The 15,784-nt window shown below is 65.0% G+C and carries 16 protein-coding genes; 3 read left to right on the top strand and 13 right to left on the bottom strand.

Annotated elements, in window-relative coordinates; translation table 11 throughout:
* Window positions 1–37 precede the first annotated feature (37 nt).
* From KXR83_RS09000 to rsmD, 13 genes are all read right to left on the bottom strand, one after another.
* The gene (locus KXR83_RS09000) at window positions 38–730 is read right to left on the bottom strand and encodes a response regulator (protein ID WP_437424560.1); all 693 of its coding nucleotides are present in this window, start codon (window positions 728–730) and stop codon (window positions 38–40) included.
* Window positions 727–3,255: a DUF4118 domain-containing protein gene (locus tag KXR83_RS08995; protein WP_437424559.1), complete on the bottom strand. Its 2,529-nt coding sequence runs from the start codon at window positions 3,253–3,255 to the stop codon at window positions 727–729. The genes KXR83_RS09000 and KXR83_RS08995 overlap by 4 nt, the downstream gene beginning before the upstream one ends.
* A gap of 9 nt (window positions 3,256–3,264) precedes the next feature.
* On the bottom strand, window positions 3,265–3,891 hold the full coding sequence (locus tag KXR83_RS08990; RefSeq protein WP_437424558.1) for a potassium-transporting ATPase subunit C: 627 nt from the start codon (window positions 3,889–3,891) through the stop codon (window positions 3,265–3,267).
* Window positions 3,892–3,896: 5 nt separating this feature from the next.
* Window positions 3,897–6,005 carry a potassium-transporting ATPase subunit KdpB gene (kdpB, locus tag KXR83_RS08985; protein ID WP_437424557.1) on the bottom strand — a complete coding sequence of 703 codons (2,109 nt, stop codon included), beginning with the start codon at window positions 6,003–6,005 and terminating at the stop codon, window positions 3,897–3,899.
* Window positions 6,002–7,729 carry a potassium-transporting ATPase subunit KdpA gene (kdpA, locus tag KXR83_RS08980; protein WP_437424556.1) on the bottom strand — a complete coding sequence of 576 codons (1,728 nt, stop codon included), beginning with the start codon at window positions 7,727–7,729 and terminating at the stop codon, window positions 6,002–6,004. Before kdpA ends, kdpB begins: the two co-directional genes overlap by 4 nt.
* Window positions 7,730–7,732: 3 nt before the next feature.
* Window positions 7,733–7,831, bottom strand: a complete 99-nt coding sequence (locus KXR83_RS08975; protein ID WP_023960355.1) for a potassium-transporting ATPase subunit F — start codon at window positions 7,829–7,831, stop codon at window positions 7,733–7,735.
* Between the two features lie 270 nt (window positions 7,832–8,101).
* A complete protein-coding gene (locus KXR83_RS08970; protein ID WP_437424555.1) occupies window positions 8,102–8,746 on the bottom strand; it encodes a nitroreductase family protein in 645 nt (214 codons plus the stop codon).
* Window positions 8,747–8,774: 28 nt separating this feature from the next.
* The gene (mutM, locus tag KXR83_RS08965) at window positions 8,775–9,692 is read right to left on the bottom strand and encodes a bifunctional DNA-formamidopyrimidine glycosylase/DNA-(apurinic or apyrimidinic site) lyase (RefSeq protein ID WP_437424554.1); all 918 of its coding nucleotides are present in this window, start codon (window positions 9,690–9,692) and stop codon (window positions 8,775–8,777) included.
* A complete protein-coding gene (gene rnc / locus KXR83_RS08960) occupies window positions 9,685–10,419 on the bottom strand; it encodes a ribonuclease III (RefSeq protein ID WP_437424553.1) in 735 nt (244 codons plus the stop codon). The genes mutM and rnc overlap by 8 nt, the downstream gene beginning before the upstream one ends.
* The gene (locus KXR83_RS08955; RefSeq protein ID WP_033335028.1) at window positions 10,416–10,907 is read right to left on the bottom strand and encodes a YceD family protein; all 492 of its coding nucleotides are present in this window, start codon (window positions 10,905–10,907) and stop codon (window positions 10,416–10,418) included. The genes rnc and KXR83_RS08955 overlap by 4 nt, the downstream gene beginning before the upstream one ends.
* A 174-nt stretch (window positions 10,908–11,081) precedes the next feature.
* Window positions 11,082–11,855 (bottom strand): DivIVA domain-containing protein, encoded by a 774-nt coding sequence (locus KXR83_RS08950; protein WP_023960366.1) that lies wholly within the window; start codon window positions 11,853–11,855, stop codon window positions 11,082–11,084.
* A 187-nt stretch (window positions 11,856–12,042) separates the two neighbouring features.
* Entirely contained in the window at window positions 12,043–12,522 is a 480-nt protein-coding gene (gene coaD / locus KXR83_RS08945; RefSeq protein ID WP_437424552.1) for a pantetheine-phosphate adenylyltransferase, read from the bottom strand.
* A 33-nt stretch (window positions 12,523–12,555) separates the two neighbouring features.
* Complete coding sequence (gene rsmD, locus KXR83_RS08940) at window positions 12,556–13,116, bottom strand: 16S rRNA (guanine(966)-N(2))-methyltransferase RsmD (protein ID WP_437424551.1); 561 nt, start codon at window positions 13,114–13,116, stop codon at window positions 12,556–12,558.
* 189 nt (window positions 13,117–13,305) lie between these two features.
* Here rsmD and ectA point away from each other — a divergent pair, with 189 nt between their 5' ends.
* From ectA to KXR83_RS08925, 3 genes are all read left to right on the top strand, one after another.
* Window positions 13,306–13,833: a diaminobutyrate acetyltransferase gene (ectA, locus tag KXR83_RS08935; protein WP_099384868.1), complete on the top strand. Its 528-nt coding sequence runs from the start codon at window positions 13,306–13,308 to the stop codon at window positions 13,831–13,833.
* Between the two features lie 159 nt (window positions 13,834–13,992).
* A complete protein-coding gene (gene ectB / locus KXR83_RS08930) occupies window positions 13,993–15,270 on the top strand; it encodes a diaminobutyrate--2-oxoglutarate transaminase (protein WP_437424550.1) in 1,278 nt (425 codons plus the stop codon).
* Window positions 15,271–15,315: 45 nt separating this feature from the next.
* The gene (locus KXR83_RS08925) at window positions 15,316–15,714 is read left to right on the top strand and encodes an ectoine synthase (RefSeq protein WP_030163704.1); all 399 of its coding nucleotides are present in this window, start codon (window positions 15,316–15,318) and stop codon (window positions 15,712–15,714) included.
* Window positions 15,715–15,784: the final 70 nt, after the last annotated feature.

Raw genomic sequence — 15,784 nt, 5'->3', positions numbered from 1 at the left:
GCGCCCGCGCGCAATTCCGCCCACCGATCAGGCCCGGTCAGCGGACGAAGCGGTAACCCATCCCCGCTTCGGTGAGCAGGTGGCGTGGATGGGTGGGATCAGGCTCGAGTTTTCTCCTCAGCCCCGCCAGATACACCCGCAGGTAGTGCGTCTGGCCTCGGTACGCCGGGCCCCACACCTCGTTGAGGATCTCGGGCTGTCCGACGAGTTTTCCCTCGTTGCGCACCAACATTTCCAGGATGCCCCATTCCGTCGGGGTCAGGTGTACGGCCTGCCCTGCACGGGTGACCTGCTTGGTACGCAGGTCCACCGTGAACGATGCCGCTTCCACCACAGGGTGCTCGGCTTCTCGCGCCGGCGACGTGCCTCGGCGCACAGCGGCCCGAAGCCTGGCCAGGAACTCTTCCATACCAAAGGGTTTGGTCACATAGTCGTCGGCGCCGGCGTCCAGTGCCTGCACCTTCTCGGAGGAATCGGTACGCGCCGACAACACGATGACCGGGACATCGGTCCATCCACGGAGGCCGGCGAGCACCTCGAAACCGTCCATGTCCGGTAGGCCCAGGTCGAGGATCACCACCTGCGGATTGGTCTGTGCCGCAGCGGTCAACGCGCCCGCACCGCTTGCGGCGGTGGTCACGTCGAACCCTCGCGCCTTGAGATTGATGCGCAGCGCGCGCAATATCTGCGGCTCGTCGTCGACCACGAGCACCCGGATCTTGTCACTCATGACCGCACCTGCCCGGGCGGTCCGGTCTGCAACCCGATCACCATCGTGAGTCCCCCACCAGGGGTGTCGACGGCATCTATCGTTCCGTCCATGGCCTGGACGAATCCTTGGGCAACCGAGAGCCCGAGTCCGACTCCACCCCCGGTGTTCCGGTCGCCGAGGCGCCCGAACGCGGTGAACATCTTCTCTCTGTCGTGCGCAGCGACGCCCGGCCCGCGGTCGATCACAGAGATCTCACACCGCGCCGGGTCATCTCCCGTCAGCGCGGCCTCGACGGACACAGGAGCTGTGGGCCCGCTGTGGCGTAAGGCGTTGTCCATCACGTTCACCAGTACTCGTTCGAGCAGTCCCGGATCGGCATGGGCCGAGAGTTCGTTGTCGCTGAACGTGATCCGCTCGGCGCCCACACGGTCCGATCGTGCGATACCGGCTATCGCACGTTCGACGGCCTCGGTCACGTACACCGTCCGCATGTCGGGGCTGACCACACCTGCCGCCAGTCGTGAGGAATCGAGGAGGTTGTCGACCACGTCGATCAACTGGTCGGTCGACTCCTCGATGGTCGCCAGTAGTTCCGCTGTGTCGTCCGCGCTGAATGCCACGTCGGTGCTCCGGAGACTCGACGCCGACGCCTTCACCGCGGCGAGCGGGGTGCGCAGGTCGTGGCTGACCGCCGACAGGAGCGCGCGCCGAAGCTGGTCGGTGGCCGAAAGCGCCTTGGCTGCAGCCGCCTCGGTGGCCAGCGCGCGTTGCCTGACCACACCCGCCGCCTGGATGGCGACGGCGGCGAGTACCCGACGGTCCCCGCCGCCGAGGGTGGGACCTCGTAGCAGCAAGGCGAACTCTCCCCCGGGCACAGCGCAGACGGTATCGGCCTCGTCGGGGTGCGCCGGCGGATCTGCTCCCACCGCGGCCTCCACCACACCTGGCCCACGGCCGTCTGTTCGGACCACACTGACGGCCCGCTGGTCGTAGGTCTCGCGGACGCGTTCGAGGAGTCCGTCTGGCTCCTCGCCTCTGAGCACCGCGCCGGCGAAGGTGGCGAGCAACTCCGCCTCGCGGCCCGCGCGTCGGGCTTGGGCCCGTCGGACGGTGGACGAATCCACAAGGGCAGCAACGGCAACCGCGATCACCAACATAACGACAATGGTGATGAGGTTGTCCGTCTCATTGATCGTGAAGCTGTATCGAGGGCTGGTGAACAGGAAGTTCAGGAGCAAGCCGCAGACGATGGCCGACAGCGCTGCCGGACCGATACCCCCCAGCATCGAGACCGCGAGCACCACCACGAAGAACAACGCCGAATCGCTCGCCAGTCCCAGCCACCGGTCGAGCAGCGCGAGCACCCCGGCAGCCATCGCCGGAACCACAACCGCGGCGACCCAGCTCAGTGGATGGTGAAAACGGGACTGCCGGATGTCGAGCCGGTTGCGAGTGCCCGCCACCTCATGGGTAACCATGTGCACGTCGATCTTGCCCGATTCGCGGACGACAGTGTTTCCGACACCCTCGTCGAGCAAACGCTGCCACCGGGATCTGCGGGAGGTACCCAGGACCAGCTGGGTCGCGTTGACACCGCGGGCGAACTCGAGCAGCGTTTCCGGTACATCGTCTCCGACAACGGTGTGCACCTGCGCGCCGAACCCCTTGGCCAGGTCGGTCAGCCCGGCCAGGTCAACCGACGCCGGATCGGCCAGCCCGTCGCCGCGCACCACGTGCACGACAAGCAGTTCGGCGCTAGACCGTGACGCGATCCGACTGGCCCGGCGAAGCAGTGTCGCCGATTCGGGGCCCCCCGTGATGGCCACCACGACCCGCTCGCGGGCCTCCCAGGTGTCGGTGATCGCGTGCGCCGCCCGGTAGGCGGCCAGTGAGTCGTCGACCTGGTCGGCAAGCCACAGCAACGCGAGTTCACGCAGCGCCGTCAGGTTCCCCTGGCGGAAGTAGCTGGCCAGCGCACCCCCGGCACGATCGGTGGGGTACACCTTGCCGGCCGAAAGTCGTTGTCGCAGAGCCTGTGGCGAGATGTCCACCAGTTCGATCTGGTCGGCGCCGCGAACCACGTCGTCGGGCACGGTCTCGCGCTGGACGACGCCGGTGATCTGTGCGACCACATCGTTCAGGCTCTCCAGATGCTGGATGTTGATGGTGGAGAGCACGTCGATCCCCGCGTCCCGCAGCGCCTCGATGTCCTGCCATCGTTTGCCGTTCACCGATCCCGGTGCGTTGGTGTGTGCGAGCTCGTCGACGAGCACCACCTGGGGCCTGCGCTGTAGGACCGCGGACAGATCCATCTCGGACAACGTGGTCTGGCGGTATTCGTACTCTGTGCGCGCGATCACCTCGAGACCGTCGACCATCGCTTCTGTCGCGGTTCGGCCATGCGATTCGACAACTGCCACAACCACATCGACGCCTTCGTCTGCGAGCGTGTGCGCCTGCGCCAGCATCTCGTAGGTCTTGCCCACGCCGGGGGCACATCCCAGGAACACCTCCAGGGTTCCTCTACGAGTGGTGGCCGCCATCGTTCGACCCTAGCGGCAGTTCGGTGCGGTCAGCCCCAGCGCGAGGTTGACCTCCAGCACGTTGACCCGCGGTTCCCCGAGGACTCCGAGCTGTCTGCCCTCGGTGTGACTGTCGATCACCTCGCGCACCTGCTCGAGGGACATCGCGTGCACGCGCGCCAGGCGTGGCACCTGGATATCGGCATAGGCCGGGCTGATGTGCGGGTCAAGGCTCGAACCGGAACCGGTCACGGCGTCGACCGGCACCTGATCGGGGCGCACGTCCTCGCGTTCGGCGATGATCGCGCGCCGTGACTCGATCCACCCCGCCAATGTGACGCTGGACGGCCCCTGGTTGGTCGCCGCAGACGCAGCAGGGTCGCCCGGGGCCATCGGATCATCGGCCGCGCCCAGCACCCTCGCATGCAGGTAACCGTCGGGCCGACCGGGTTCGGCCTGCGGATCGATCCCGATCAGGGCGGAGCCGACCCTGCAGCCGGCGCTGTCGGTGACCACCGACCCCTCGGCGCTCGTCCGGTCGATACGCGAGACGCCCCACACCACTGCCGGATACACCACGCCGAGTATCACCGTCATCATCACCAGTACAGCCACTGCAACCACGCTCTGTCTGATCCATGTCGTACCGAGCTTCATGACAACTACCCCATTCCCGGGAGAAAACGGACGACCAGGTCGATCAGCCAGATACCGACAAACGGTGTGATGACACCGCCGAGCCCGTAGACCAGCAGATTGCGGCCCAGCAATGACGAGGCCGACGAGGGCCGATACCGAACCCCCTTGAGCGAGAGGGGGATCAGCGCGACGATGATCAGCGCATTGAAGATCACCGCGGAGGTGATGGCCGACTGGGCTGAATGCAACCCCATCACGTTGAGGGTGTCGAGCTGCGGGTAGATGCCACTGAACATCGCGGGCAGGATCGCAAAATACTTGGCGAGATCGTTGGCCAGCGAGAACGTGGTCAACGCTCCGCGGGTGATGAGCAACTGCTTGCCGATGGCCACGACGTCGATCAGCTTGGTGGGATCGGAGTCCAGATCCACCATGTTGCCTGCCTCCTTCGCCGCAGAGGTCCCGGTGTTCATGGCAAGTCCGACATCCGCCTGGGCAAGTGCCGGTGCGTCATTCGTTCCATCACCGGTCATCGCGACCAGCCTGCCGCCCGCCTGCTCGCGACGGATCAGTGCGAGTTTGTCTTCCGGGGTCGCCTCGGCCACGAAGTCGTCGACACCCGCCTCGTCGGCGATGGCCCGTGCGGTCAACGGGTTGTCACCGGTGACCATGACCGTCCGTATCCCCATCGCCCGGAGTTGCTCGAAGCGCTGGGCCATACCGGGTTTGACAACGTCCGACAGAGCGATGACCCCGATGACGCGGGCGGGTTGGTCGTCCGCGGTGGTTCCGACCACCAACGGGGTTCCTCCCGCCGATGCGATCTCCTCGACCCCGCGGGCCACTTCGGCCGGTACGGTTCCGCCGTTCTCACCGACCCAGGCGAGGAGTGAGTCCGCAGCCCCTTTCCGGATGCTCCGTAGACCCGACGCCTCCGGCACATCGACCCCGGACATCCGGGTGTGCGCGGTGAACGGCACCACCACACGATCGTGCCGGGTCTCGGCGTCGATCGACACCGGGTCGATGCCGAAGTCGTCGCGGCAGAGATCGACGATGCTGCGTCCCTCGGGAGTGTCGTCGGACAGGCTCGATCGGCAGGCCTCTCGCGCCATCTCGTCGTCGCTGACCCCGGGTGCCGGGATCAGCGCGGTGGCCCGGCGGTTGCCGAACGTGATGGTCCCGGTCTTGTCCATCAACAAGGTGTCGATGTCGCCGGCGGCCTCGACGGCGCGGCCCGACATCGCGAGCACATTGCGCTGCACCAACCGGTCCATGCCCGCGATGCCGATGGACGAGAGCAATGCACCGATGGTTGTCGGGATCAGGCACACCAGCAAGGCGATGAGTTTGATCGGGTCCGGAGACTGGCCTGCGTACTGCTGCATCGGCCCGGCTGCCACCACGGCGAGCAAGAAGATGATGGTCAGACTCGACAGCAGGATGTCGAGCGCGATCTCGTTCGGGGTCTTCTTACGCTCGGCACCTTCGACCAGGGCGATCATCCGGTCGACGAAGGACTCCCCCGGCGACGTCGTGATCTGCACGACAATCCGATCCGAGAGCACGACGGTGCCACCGGTCACGGCGCAGCGATCACCTCCGGATTCCCTTACCACAGGCGCTGATTCGCCGGTGATGGCCGACTCGTCGACGGTGGCGATACCCTCCACGACGTCGCCGTCACCGGCGATCACCTCGCCTGCGGTCACCAGGATCCGGTCGCCGATGACCAGTGAACCCCCGGAGATCTCGGTGATCGCTCCGTCAGGCCCGATTTGCCGAGCCATGGTGTCCTGTTTCACCTTTCGCAGGCTCGCCGCCTGCGCCCGACCCCTTCCCTCTGCAACAGCCTCTGCCAGGCCCGCGAACAGCACCGTGAACCACAGCCAGAAGACCACGCCGAAGGCGAACCAGGACGGCTGCCACACCGCCAGAACAGTGGTGATGATCGCTCCGAGATACACGACGAACATCACCGGGTTGCGCGTTTGGTCCTTGGGGTGCAACTTCCGAATGGCTTGTGGCACCGCACTGATCAGCTGACGTGCATCGAACGCTCCGCTGCCGACCAGATCGGCCGTGGCGGTGGATACCGTGTCCGGCACGGGTTCATCAAGGATTGTGCTCATGCCAATGCCTCTGCGATCGGTCCCAGCGCCATCGCTGGGAAGAATGTGAGTCCGGCAACGAGAAGTACCGTGCCGGTGAGTAATCCGCCGAACAACAGCCCGTGGGTGGGCAGCGTCGCCACCCGGTCCCGAGTCCGAACCGCGACTGCGCCCCCGGAAGAGGACTCGGGTGCCGCAGGCCGTCGTTGAGCCGCGAAGCGGCCGGCGAGTGCGAGCACAAAGATCATCGGAAGGAAGCGGCCGAGCAGCATGGCCAGCCCCAGGGAAGTCTGGAACCAGTCGCTGGTGACCGTGAGCCCACCGAAGGCGCTGCCATTGTTGTTCGCAGCTGAGGCGTAGGCGTACAGCACCTCGGAGAAGCCGTGTACCGAACCCGGGGTGCCGGGGTCACCTGCATTGCCCTGAAAAGTGCTGGTGGACTCGAGGATCACGGTGATGGACGTTCCGACGAGCACCAGAGCGGGCATCACCAGCACGTACAACGCAGCCATGGTGATCTCGCCCTGACCGATCTTCTTCCCTAGGAACTCCGGACCGCGGCCCACCAGTAGGCCACCGACGAACACCGCGATGATGGCCAGGATCAGCATGCCGTAGAGCCCGGAGCCGACACCGCCCGGAGCGACCTCGCCGAGCAACATGTTCCAGATCAGTGCGCCACCACCGGCTGCCGAAAAGCTGTCATGTGCCGAATCGACAGCGCCGGTGGAGGTTCCGGTGGTGGAGACGGCGAACAGTGCCGAGCCGGCGACGCCGAACCGCTGCTCTTTGCCTTCCATCATCGCGCCGGCCGCCTGTGCTGCAACGCCGTTGGTCTTCGACTCGAAGAACCACACGAGTGCGAGCATGGACGCCCAGATGACCGACATGACACCCAGGATGGTCAAACCCTGCCTGCGGTCGCCGACGAGAGTCGAGTAGGTGCGGGTGAGGCACACGGGGATGATCAGCATCGCGATCACCTCGGCGACATTGCTCAAGGGTGTCGGATTGGAGAACGGATGGGCCGAGTTGGCCGCGAGGGTTCCGCCGCCGTTGGTGCCCAGCATCTTGATGGCTTCCTGGGACGCGAAGGGGCCCATCACGCTGTGGCCGTTCGTGCCGTCGAGACTCACGAAGTCGATGCCGCTCCGCAGCGACTGGACCGCTCCCTGGGTCAGCAACACAAGGGCCATCAGCGCGGCCAACGGCAACAGGATCCGTAGCGTGCCGCGGACCAGATCAACCCAGAAGTTGCCCAGTTTGCCCCCGCCGGCGGCGACGATGCCGCGTACCAGCGCGATGGCGACCGCCAGCCCGACTGCGGCCGACAGGAAGTTTTGAACGGCCAGACCGATCATCTGCGCCAGATTGCCCATCACCACTTCAGGCGAATACGACTGCCAGTTGGTGTTGGCGACAAAAGAGATGGCTGTGTTGAAGGCCATCGCCGGGCTGACACCCGGCCGGCCGTCTCCGAACGGCAGGATCCCCTGGACCCGTTGCAGGACATAGAGGAACACAACGCTGATGAACGAGAAGGCAAGCACGGCGACCGCGTAGCCGACCCAGGTCTGCTGACGTGCCGAGTCGATCCGCGCCAGTCGGTAAATGAGTCGTTCAGGAGCGAGGTCGCGGCTGCTCCTGAACACCCGCGCCATGTAGTCACCGAGTGGCACATACGCGGCCGCCAAGATGACGATGACGATGCCCACCTGGGCGACTGCGGCCATTGTGGAGTTCACGGGTCAGAACCTCTCGGGACACACGAGAGCGACAGCCAGGTACAGCACCACGGCAATCGCGACGACCACGAGCACCACATTGGTCACGCCCTCGGCGGTCATCGGTCACCTCGCGCCGCGACCACCCGCACCACGACGAGGCACACCGCAAAACTCCCGAAAACCGCTGCCATGAAGGCAAGATCTGCCACGTCCCACTCCTGCACACGTGCCGGACTACTCCGACGAGTCCGACTGGTGGTGCAAGCATGTGCCGGCCGCCCACTCAGATCGACGGCGTTAACGGTCTTTCGACGCCGCGACCTGCGGTCTTCACGAGTTCTTTACGGCATCCGGTTCATGGGGCTTCCTTCCATGGTCCGGACCACCGGATCACCACCGGTCGAAGTGGATCACGTTGTCGAGTGGTTCTCGCGGCGCCGGCTTGAAGGTCTCACCCGTGTAGTACGCCGTCGGGATCAATGCCGCCTGGTGAAACCCCGCCGGCACACCCAGCAGGTCGGCCACCTCCTCCTCACGTTGCAGATGCAGTGTGGTCCAGGCTGTTCCGAGGCCACGAGCGCGCGCCGCCAGGCAGTAGCTCCACGCGGCCGGCAGCAGGGAGCCCCACAATCCGGCCTGATTGTCCGGCGGCAAGGTCTTGCCCGCCTTGATGCACGGGATGACAAGAACGGGCACCTCGCCCATATGCTCACCCAGCCACGCCACACTGCCCCCGACTCGCTGCTGGACCGGAGCCCGGTTCGGGTCATCGGCGAAGAGGGCAGCGGCCGAATGGCGAGAGTTCAGGTACTCCTCGGTCAATTCGCCGTAGATCCGGCCGACAGCCGCGCGCAGCTCCGGGTCGGTGATCACCAGCCACTGCCAGCCCTGACGGTTGGAACCCGACGGCGCCTGCAGCGCGACCTCCAGACATTCACGGACGAGTTCGATGGGCACCGGCCGCGTCAGGTCCAGGCGTTTACGTACCGTTCGGGTGGTGGTGAGCAATTCATCGGGTGTCAGATCCAGGGTCATGCCCCGATGATGCCCTAGCCATCACGGTCTAGATGCGCGGACGCACCTGGCAGCGTGGACAACTGAACGAGCTGCGGTTCATAAACGCCTCGCGCCGCATCGTCGCGCCGCAACGACGACAGGCCTCCCCTTCACGCCCATATGCGTTCAGTGAGCGTTCAAAGTAGCCCGACTGTCCGTTGACGTTCACGTACAAGGCGTCGAATGACGTCCCACCTTGATCGAGTGCGCGTTCCATCACATCCTTGGCGTTGTCGAGCACCGACCGTATAGCTTTCGCGGTCAACTTGTCGGTGAGTCGCCCGCCGTGAATCTTGCTGAGCCACAATGCCTCGTCGGCATAGATGTTGCCCACACCCGACACCACGGTCTGATCCAGCAGCGCACGTTTGACCTCGGTGTGTTTGGCCTTGAGCAGCCGGACAACGGCATCGGGGTCGTAGTCCGGGTCAAAAGGATCGGGCGCGATGTGCGTGATCGACGCCGGCCCCGGCCCTCCCGTCGCACGCGGAGCGTGCCTGCCGCCGTCAATGGTCGAACGATGAGACGGCAGCTCGACCAGGTCGTCGACCATCCAGCCGCCGAATGTGCGTTGGTCGACGAAGCGGAGTTCCCTGCCGTCGTCGAGTGTCGCCCGGATTCGGAGGTGTTTCTCGTCCTCGGCACCGGCGGTCTGCACCAACATCTGACCGCTCATTCCCAGGTGCACGACAAGAGCCAGTGCGTCGGCGCCACCGGCCGGGTCCGCTTGTAGCCACAGGTACTTGCCGCGACGACGCGCAGCCGTGACGGTCGCCCCGGACAGCAGGCCGGTCAAATCGAGTGGGCCGCCCAGATGCCGTCGGACCGCCCGTGGGTGCAGGACGTCGACGGAGACGATGCGCCTACCGACCACATGGGCGAGCAGACCGCGCCGAACGACCTCCACCTCGGGCAGTTCAGGCATCGTCTCCGGATCCGGAGATCGCCTTCCAGGCCGTTGAAGCCGCGAGTTGCTCGGCTTCTTTCTTTGTCCGCCCGATTCCTGACCCCATCGGGTCACCCGCAACCACCACCGTCGCGGTGAACTCCTTGCAATGGTCCGGTCCGGTCGAGGTGATCTGGTAGGCAGGCACCCCCAGTCCCTTCTCGGCGGTCAATTCCTGCAAGGAGGTCTTCCAGTCGAGTCCGGCGCCCAGGGCGGCAGACCGGTTCAGTGCCGGCTCGAAAAGCTTCAGGACGGTTGCGCGAGCGGTTTCGAGACCGTGCTCGAGGTGGACCGCACCGATCAGCGCCTCCATACCGTCGGCAAGGATGCTGGCCTTGTTCCGGCCACCGGTCATCTCTTCACCCCGGCCCAGACGGAGGTGAGCTCCCAGCCCGCCGGGGCCGAGTCCACGCGCGACATCGGCGAGCGCGTGCATGTTCACCACACTCGCCCGGATCTTGGCCAGCTCGCCTTCGGGGCGATCGGGATGGGTGCGGTACAGCTGCTCGGTGATCACCACCCCCAACACCGAATCGCCGAGGAACTCCAGCCGTTCGTTGGTCGGCAGGCGCCCGTGTTCGTACGCATAGGACCGATGGGTCAATGCCAAGGTGAGCATCTCATCGGACAGGGAGATATCCAGTGCGGCAAGCAGATCGGCATGATCGGAGTGCACTTGCGCGGCACCACGGTCGGTTTCGGTCACTTCTTCGACTCGGGTTCCTCGGCGAACTTCGCGGCGAGACCAGCCCACCGCGGATCGATCTTGTCGTGGTGGTGGCCGGGGTCCGCAACGGCCAGGCGTACACCGCATTCGGGACACAGCCCGGGGCAGTCAGGTGAGCACAGCGGCGCATTGGGGAGGTCGAGCGCCACCGCGTCGACGATGGCCTGCTCGAGATCGATGGTGTCATCGACGATGCGATGTACCTCGTCGGCGTCGGTGGTCTCGTCGGTCACACTGTCCGGATAGGCGAACAGTTCGGTCAGATAGACGCTCGACGTTCCCGCGATCGGCTCCAGGCAGCGAACACATTGCCCTTCGGTTTCTCCACTCACGCACCCGGTGACCAGAACACCCTCGGACACGGCTTCCAGCCGCAAGTCGAGGTCGATGTCACTACCGGCCGGGATTGCGATCATGTCCAACCCGATGCGAGGGGCAGAGGTGATGGCACGATGCACCTCCTGCATCGAACCGGCACGTCGTCCGAGACTGCGAATGTCCAGACTGAACGGGCCGGTGGCGGGGCGATCGTGGCGGGTTGAATTACTCTCACGCTGCGACACAGGGAACCACGATACGCCCCTGATCACCGCATGCGACAATCCTGACGCCGCGCCGTGTCCCCGATCAAGACGCGGTGGTCAGACCGCCATTCCGGTGCCGAAATCCCCACGGTGAACATGCTCGGCGTAGTCGTGCACGCCTGCGCCCGTCCGAAGCTGTTGCCGACCACGGTTGACCGAGCGGATCGTCCCGGTGAGGAGTTCCTCGAACTCGGCCAATTTGTTGTCCACGTAGATGTCGCATTCGCCGCGCAGACGATCGGACTCGACGTGTGCCGCGTCGATGACCCGCTCGGACTCGGCACGGGCAGCCTGGACCACCTCGGTCTCGGAGACGAGCCGTTGCTGCTCGGCGATGCCCTCGGCCACCGAGCGCTCGTAGTTCGCGTTGCCCGAGGCGATCATGCGTTCGGCCTCGGCGTGCGCACGCCCGGTCACGGACTCGTATTCACGATGGGCCGCCGATGCCACCCGTTCGGCTTCGGCAGTGGCGTCCGCGAGCAGTTGTCCCGAGTGCGACTGTGCCTCGGCAACCATGCGGTCGGCCTGCGCCTTTGCCTCCGACAGGAGACGATCGGCCTCTGCACGCGAATGCGCCAGCAACGAATCGGACTCCGCGGTGGCCTCACCGACGAGGGTGTCGGCGCGCATTCGCGCGTCGCCGATCAACTTGTCGCGCTGATCGAGGACGTCCTGCGCGTCGTCGAGGTCGCCGGGGATGGCGTCCTTGACGTCGTCGAGCAATTCGAGCACGTCGCCTCTGGGGACCACGCAACCCGCAGTCATCGGCACACTGCGCGCTTCTTCGACGATGGCGCCCAATTCATCCAGCGCTTCGAATACCCGGTACACAGCTACCTCACTCCTCGTCGCGACATCGGCCGGTGACCATCAAGTCCCCACCCGCGTGCAAACAGTGGTTGGTGTTAATTCTGTGACTATTGTGCCCACTGGTACGCCTGAGACTCGTCAACCTGCGGGGCGTGTCGTGATACCAAACCAGGATCTGTCCCGCGCAGCGGCCTGCCGGACCGGCCGGTCAACGAGCGGCGAGTTTGGCGAGCAGTTGTTCGTGGACCACCGGCGGCAGGAACTCGGTGACCGGTCCCCCGAGGGTGGCGACTTCCTTCACCAGCGAGCTCGAGACATGGGCCAGACGCGGGTCGGTGAGCATGAAAATGGTCTCGGCCCCGGTCAGATCGCGGTTCATCTGCGCCATCGGCAGCTCGTATTCGAAGTCCACGGCGCCGCGCAGGCCCTTCACGATCGTGTCCATCCCCTGCGAACGCACATAGTCCACAAGCAATCCCTGCCAGCTGTCGACCCGAACGTTGGGCAGATGGGACGTGGTCTCCTTCAGGAGAGCAATGCGTTCGGCGACCGTGAAGAGCCCACTCTTCTTCGGGTTGACCATCACGGTGATCACCAATTCATCGAACCGGGCGGCAGCCCGCTCGAAGACGAACAGATGACCCGAGGTCACCGGGTCGAATGAACCCGGACAGACAGCTCCCGACATGGGAGTCAAGTTATCAGCCTGCGGGCAGCCCTCTCACCCATGTGGCGGGCGATACACAGCAACCTCGACCCGGGTTTCCCCGTACCGGCGGATCAGGACGTCGTCGAACTCGACCGGCCACCGGGTTTCGGCCGCGCGCGTAGCCCGCTCCAGCACGACCAGTCCCTCCTCGGAGACCGCCCCGTCCGCGAGCTGCCGAACCAGGTGCGCAACCTCATCGTCGGGCAGATCGTAGGGCGGATCGGCGAGCACGAGGTCGTACGCGCCGCCGCTGCGCTCGAGATGTTCAGCCGCTCGGCGGCGGATCACTCGCCCACCCGACAACCCCGAGGCCCTGACATTCGCCTCGATGATCTTCACCGCCTTGGCGTCGGCCTCCACGAACGTCACCGATTCGGCCCCCCGCGACAACGCCTCGAGCCCCAGCGCGCCACTTCCGGCGAATAGATCGAGCACGATCAGCCCGTCGAAGTCGATGCGGGCCGCCAAGATGTTGAACATCGATTCCCGCACCCGGTCGGTGGTCGGCCGGGTGCCGGCGGCGGGCACCGACAGTCGGCGACCACGGGCCGAGCCGGCGATGATGCGGGTCATGCGTCCATTGTTTCGGGTGTCCGGCCCGGCTCTGGGACCAGGGTCCGGCGGCCCAACTACTTGCAGCCTGCAAGTTTTTGTGAGCCACCTCACAAACCACAGTTGAACAGGGCTTATACCGGCGCTTTTGCGACCAATTTCGACAACCGGGTGACTTTCGTGTGACACGTTGTTAACTTCAAATTCGATATGAGCCCAACTCAGATCAGCGCTACCCTAACCACCGCGCCGGACGCGGTGGCATTTCGTTCGCCAAAGGTTTCCGACGGAGTCCGGCTCTGGGAAATCGCCCGTGACTCGCAAGTTCTCGACCTCAACTCGAGTTACGCCTACCTCCTGTGGTGCAAGGATTACGCCGAGACATCGGTGGTCGCCGAAGTGGACGGACGCGTCGTCGGCTTTGTCACCGGTTATCTCCGCCCCGAACTCCCCGATGTGGTGATGGTGTGGCAGGTCGCTGTCGACGCCGACCAACGGGGGCTCGGTCTGGCCGGAAAAATGCTGTCCCAGTTGATGGATCGACTGGAGCCGCGCGGCATCACCACCCTGCACACAACGATCAGTCCGGACAACGAGGCATCGGTGGCCCTGTTCACCGCCCTCGCCGAACGTCGCGGCATGAGTATCACCAAGGAGAGCTTCTTCTCCCCCGCCGACTTCCCGGACGACCACGAACCAGAAGATCTGTACGCCGTCGCACCGCGACGCCCGAGATGATCTGTCGCGGTTAGCAATACCGCATCTGACCACCGCTACCCGTGGTCACTTCACGGCAGAGCCGGGACCGACCCGGCCGCCACATCTTCACCAGTTGGAATACAGCTGTATTTTTCGCACCCTACTGTGCTTCAGGCACACCCGGAGGACACGACAGACATGACTGCATCCATCCAAGAAACGTTTTCCAGCAACATCTTCGAGACCCGCGAGTCCGAAGTTCGTAGTTACAGCCGCGGCTGGCCGGCAATCTTCACCAAGGCCAAGGGCGCATGGCTCACCGACCGCGACGGCAAGCAGTACCTCGACTTCTTCGCCGGCGCCGGTGCACTGAACTACGGGCACAACAACCCCATCCTCAAGTCGGCTCTGCTCGAGTACATCGAGAACGACGGCATCACCCACGGCCTGGACATGTCCACCGTCGCCAAAGGCGAGTTCCTGCAGGCGTTCCAGGACAAGATCCTGCTGCCGCGCGGACTCGACTACAAGGTCCAGTTCCCCGGACCCACCGGTGCCAACACCGTGGAGAGCGCCCTCAAGCTCGCCCGCAAGGTCACCGGTCGTACGTCGATCATCAACTTCACCAACGCATTTCACGGTATGACGCTGGGAGCACTGTCGGTCACCGGCAACTCGATGAAGCGGGCGGGCGCCGGTATTCCCCTGGTGCACGCCACTCCCATGCCGTTCGACAACTACTTCGACGGTGTCGTGGAGGACTTCAGCTGGTTCGAGCGCGTTCTCGACGACTCGGGTAGCGGTCTCAACCGTCCGGCTGCCGTGATCGTGGAGACCGTGCAGGGTGAAGGCGGCGTCAATGTGGCCCGGCCAGAATGGCTCAGGGCCCTCGCCGAACTCTGCAAGCGGCGCGAGATCCTCTTGATCGTCGACGACGTCCAGATGGGCTGTGGCCGGACCGGACCGTTCTTCTCGTTCGAGATCGCCGGCATCGAGCCCGACATCGTCACCATGTCGAAGTCGATCAGCGGCTACGGAATGCCCATGGCGCTGACCCTGTTCAAGCCCCACCTGGACGTGTGGGCACCGGGCGAGCACAACGGCACGTTCCGCGGTAACAATCCCGCCTTCGTCACCGCCAAGAAAGCGATCGACACCTACTGGTCGGACGACAAGTTCGAGAACGAGGTCATCGCCAAGGGCGAGCGGATCCGCGACTCGTTCATCTCACTGTGCAGCGCGCACCAGGGCATCACGACCCGCGGTCGGGGCATGGTCCAGGGACTGGTGTTCGACGACGCCGAAAAGGCGGGCAAGGTGTGCGCACTCGCGTACGATCGCGGACTGCTCGTCGAGACGTCCGGCCCGTCAGACCAGGTCGTCAAATTGCTGCCGCCGCTGACCATCACCGTCGAAGAGCTCGATCAGGGTCTGGCGATCCTCGGCCAGGCCACGGCCGAGGTGCTCAGCGCCTGAGCAAACTCGACTCGACGAAAACTCAAGCGCGCGAAAGGACTACACGTGATCGTACGTACCACCAAGGAAATCACCGGCACCGAACGCGATGTCGAGGCGGAGAACGGCAACTGGCGTTCCAAGCGCATCGTCCTCGGCGGCGACAAAGTGGGGTTCTCGTTCCACGAGACGACCATCAAGGCCGGTTCGGTCAACGAGTTCCACTACGCCAATCATGTCGAAGCGGTGTGGCTTGTGGAAGGCACCGGCACCCTCACCGATCGCGAGACCGGCGAGGTCTACCCGCTCGGGCCCGGCACGATGTATCTCCTCAACGGGCACGAACGGCACACGGTCACCGCCGACACCGAGCTTCGCATGCTCTGTGTGTTCAATCCGCCGGTGGTCGGAACCGAAACCCACGACGAGAACGGCGTCTACCCGCTGGTCACCGTCGGCACCTGACCGGTTCGCCGGATGGCGGGCCCTGAACCCGGGCTTCGCTGGGTAGCGTTGTGCTGGCGCTTGTGCGATT

Source organism: Williamsia muralis, assembly GCF_051487485.1.
Taxonomy (GTDB): Bacteria; Actinomycetota; Actinomycetes; order Mycobacteriales; family Mycobacteriaceae; genus Williamsia; species Williamsia muralis_B.
The sequence above is the reverse complement of the archived record's forward strand: the minus strand, read 5'-3'. Positions and strand labels throughout refer to the sequence as shown.

Coding starts and splice junctions, on each gene's coding strand:
- KXR83_RS08995 (WP_437424559.1), bottom strand. CDS start 3,255: ATGGCGGCCACCACTCGTAGAGGAACCCTGGAGGTGTTCCTGGGATGT.
- kdpB (WP_437424557.1), bottom strand. CDS start 6,005: ATGAGCACAATCCTTGATGAACCCGTGCCGGACACGGTATCCACCGCC.
- KXR83_RS09000 (WP_437424560.1), bottom strand. CDS start 730: ATGAGTGACAAGATCCGGGTGCTCGTGGTCGACGACGAGCCGCAGATA.
- KXR83_RS08970 (WP_437424555.1), bottom strand. CDS start 8,746: ATGACCCTGGATCTGACACCCGATGAATTGCTCACCACCACCCGAACG.
- KXR83_RS08955 (WP_033335028.1), bottom strand. CDS start 10,907: ATGCAGGAGGTGCATCGTGCCATCACCTCTGCCCCTCGCATCGGGTTG.
- mutM (WP_437424554.1), bottom strand. CDS start 9,692: ATGCCTGAACTGCCCGAGGTGGAGGTCGTTCGGCGCGGTCTGCTCGCC.
- ectB (WP_437424550.1), top strand. CDS start 13,993: ATGACTGCATCCATCCAAGAAACGTTTTCCAGCAACATCTTCGAGACC.
- KXR83_RS08990 (WP_437424558.1), bottom strand. CDS start 3,891: ATGAAGCTCGGTACGACATGGATCAGACAGAGCGTGGTTGCAGTGGCT.
- coaD (WP_437424552.1), bottom strand. CDS start 12,522: ATGTCGGGAGCTGTCTGTCCGGGTTCATTCGACCCGGTGACCTCGGGT.
- rsmD (WP_437424551.1), bottom strand. CDS start 13,116: ATGACCCGCATCATCGCCGGCTCGGCCCGTGGTCGCCGACTGTCGGTG.
- KXR83_RS08975 (WP_023960355.1), bottom strand. CDS start 7,831: ATGACCGCCGAGGGCGTGACCAATGTGGTGCTCGTGGTCGTCGCGATT.
- ectA (WP_099384868.1), top strand. CDS start 13,306: ATGAGCCCAACTCAGATCAGCGCTACCCTAACCACCGCGCCGGACGCG.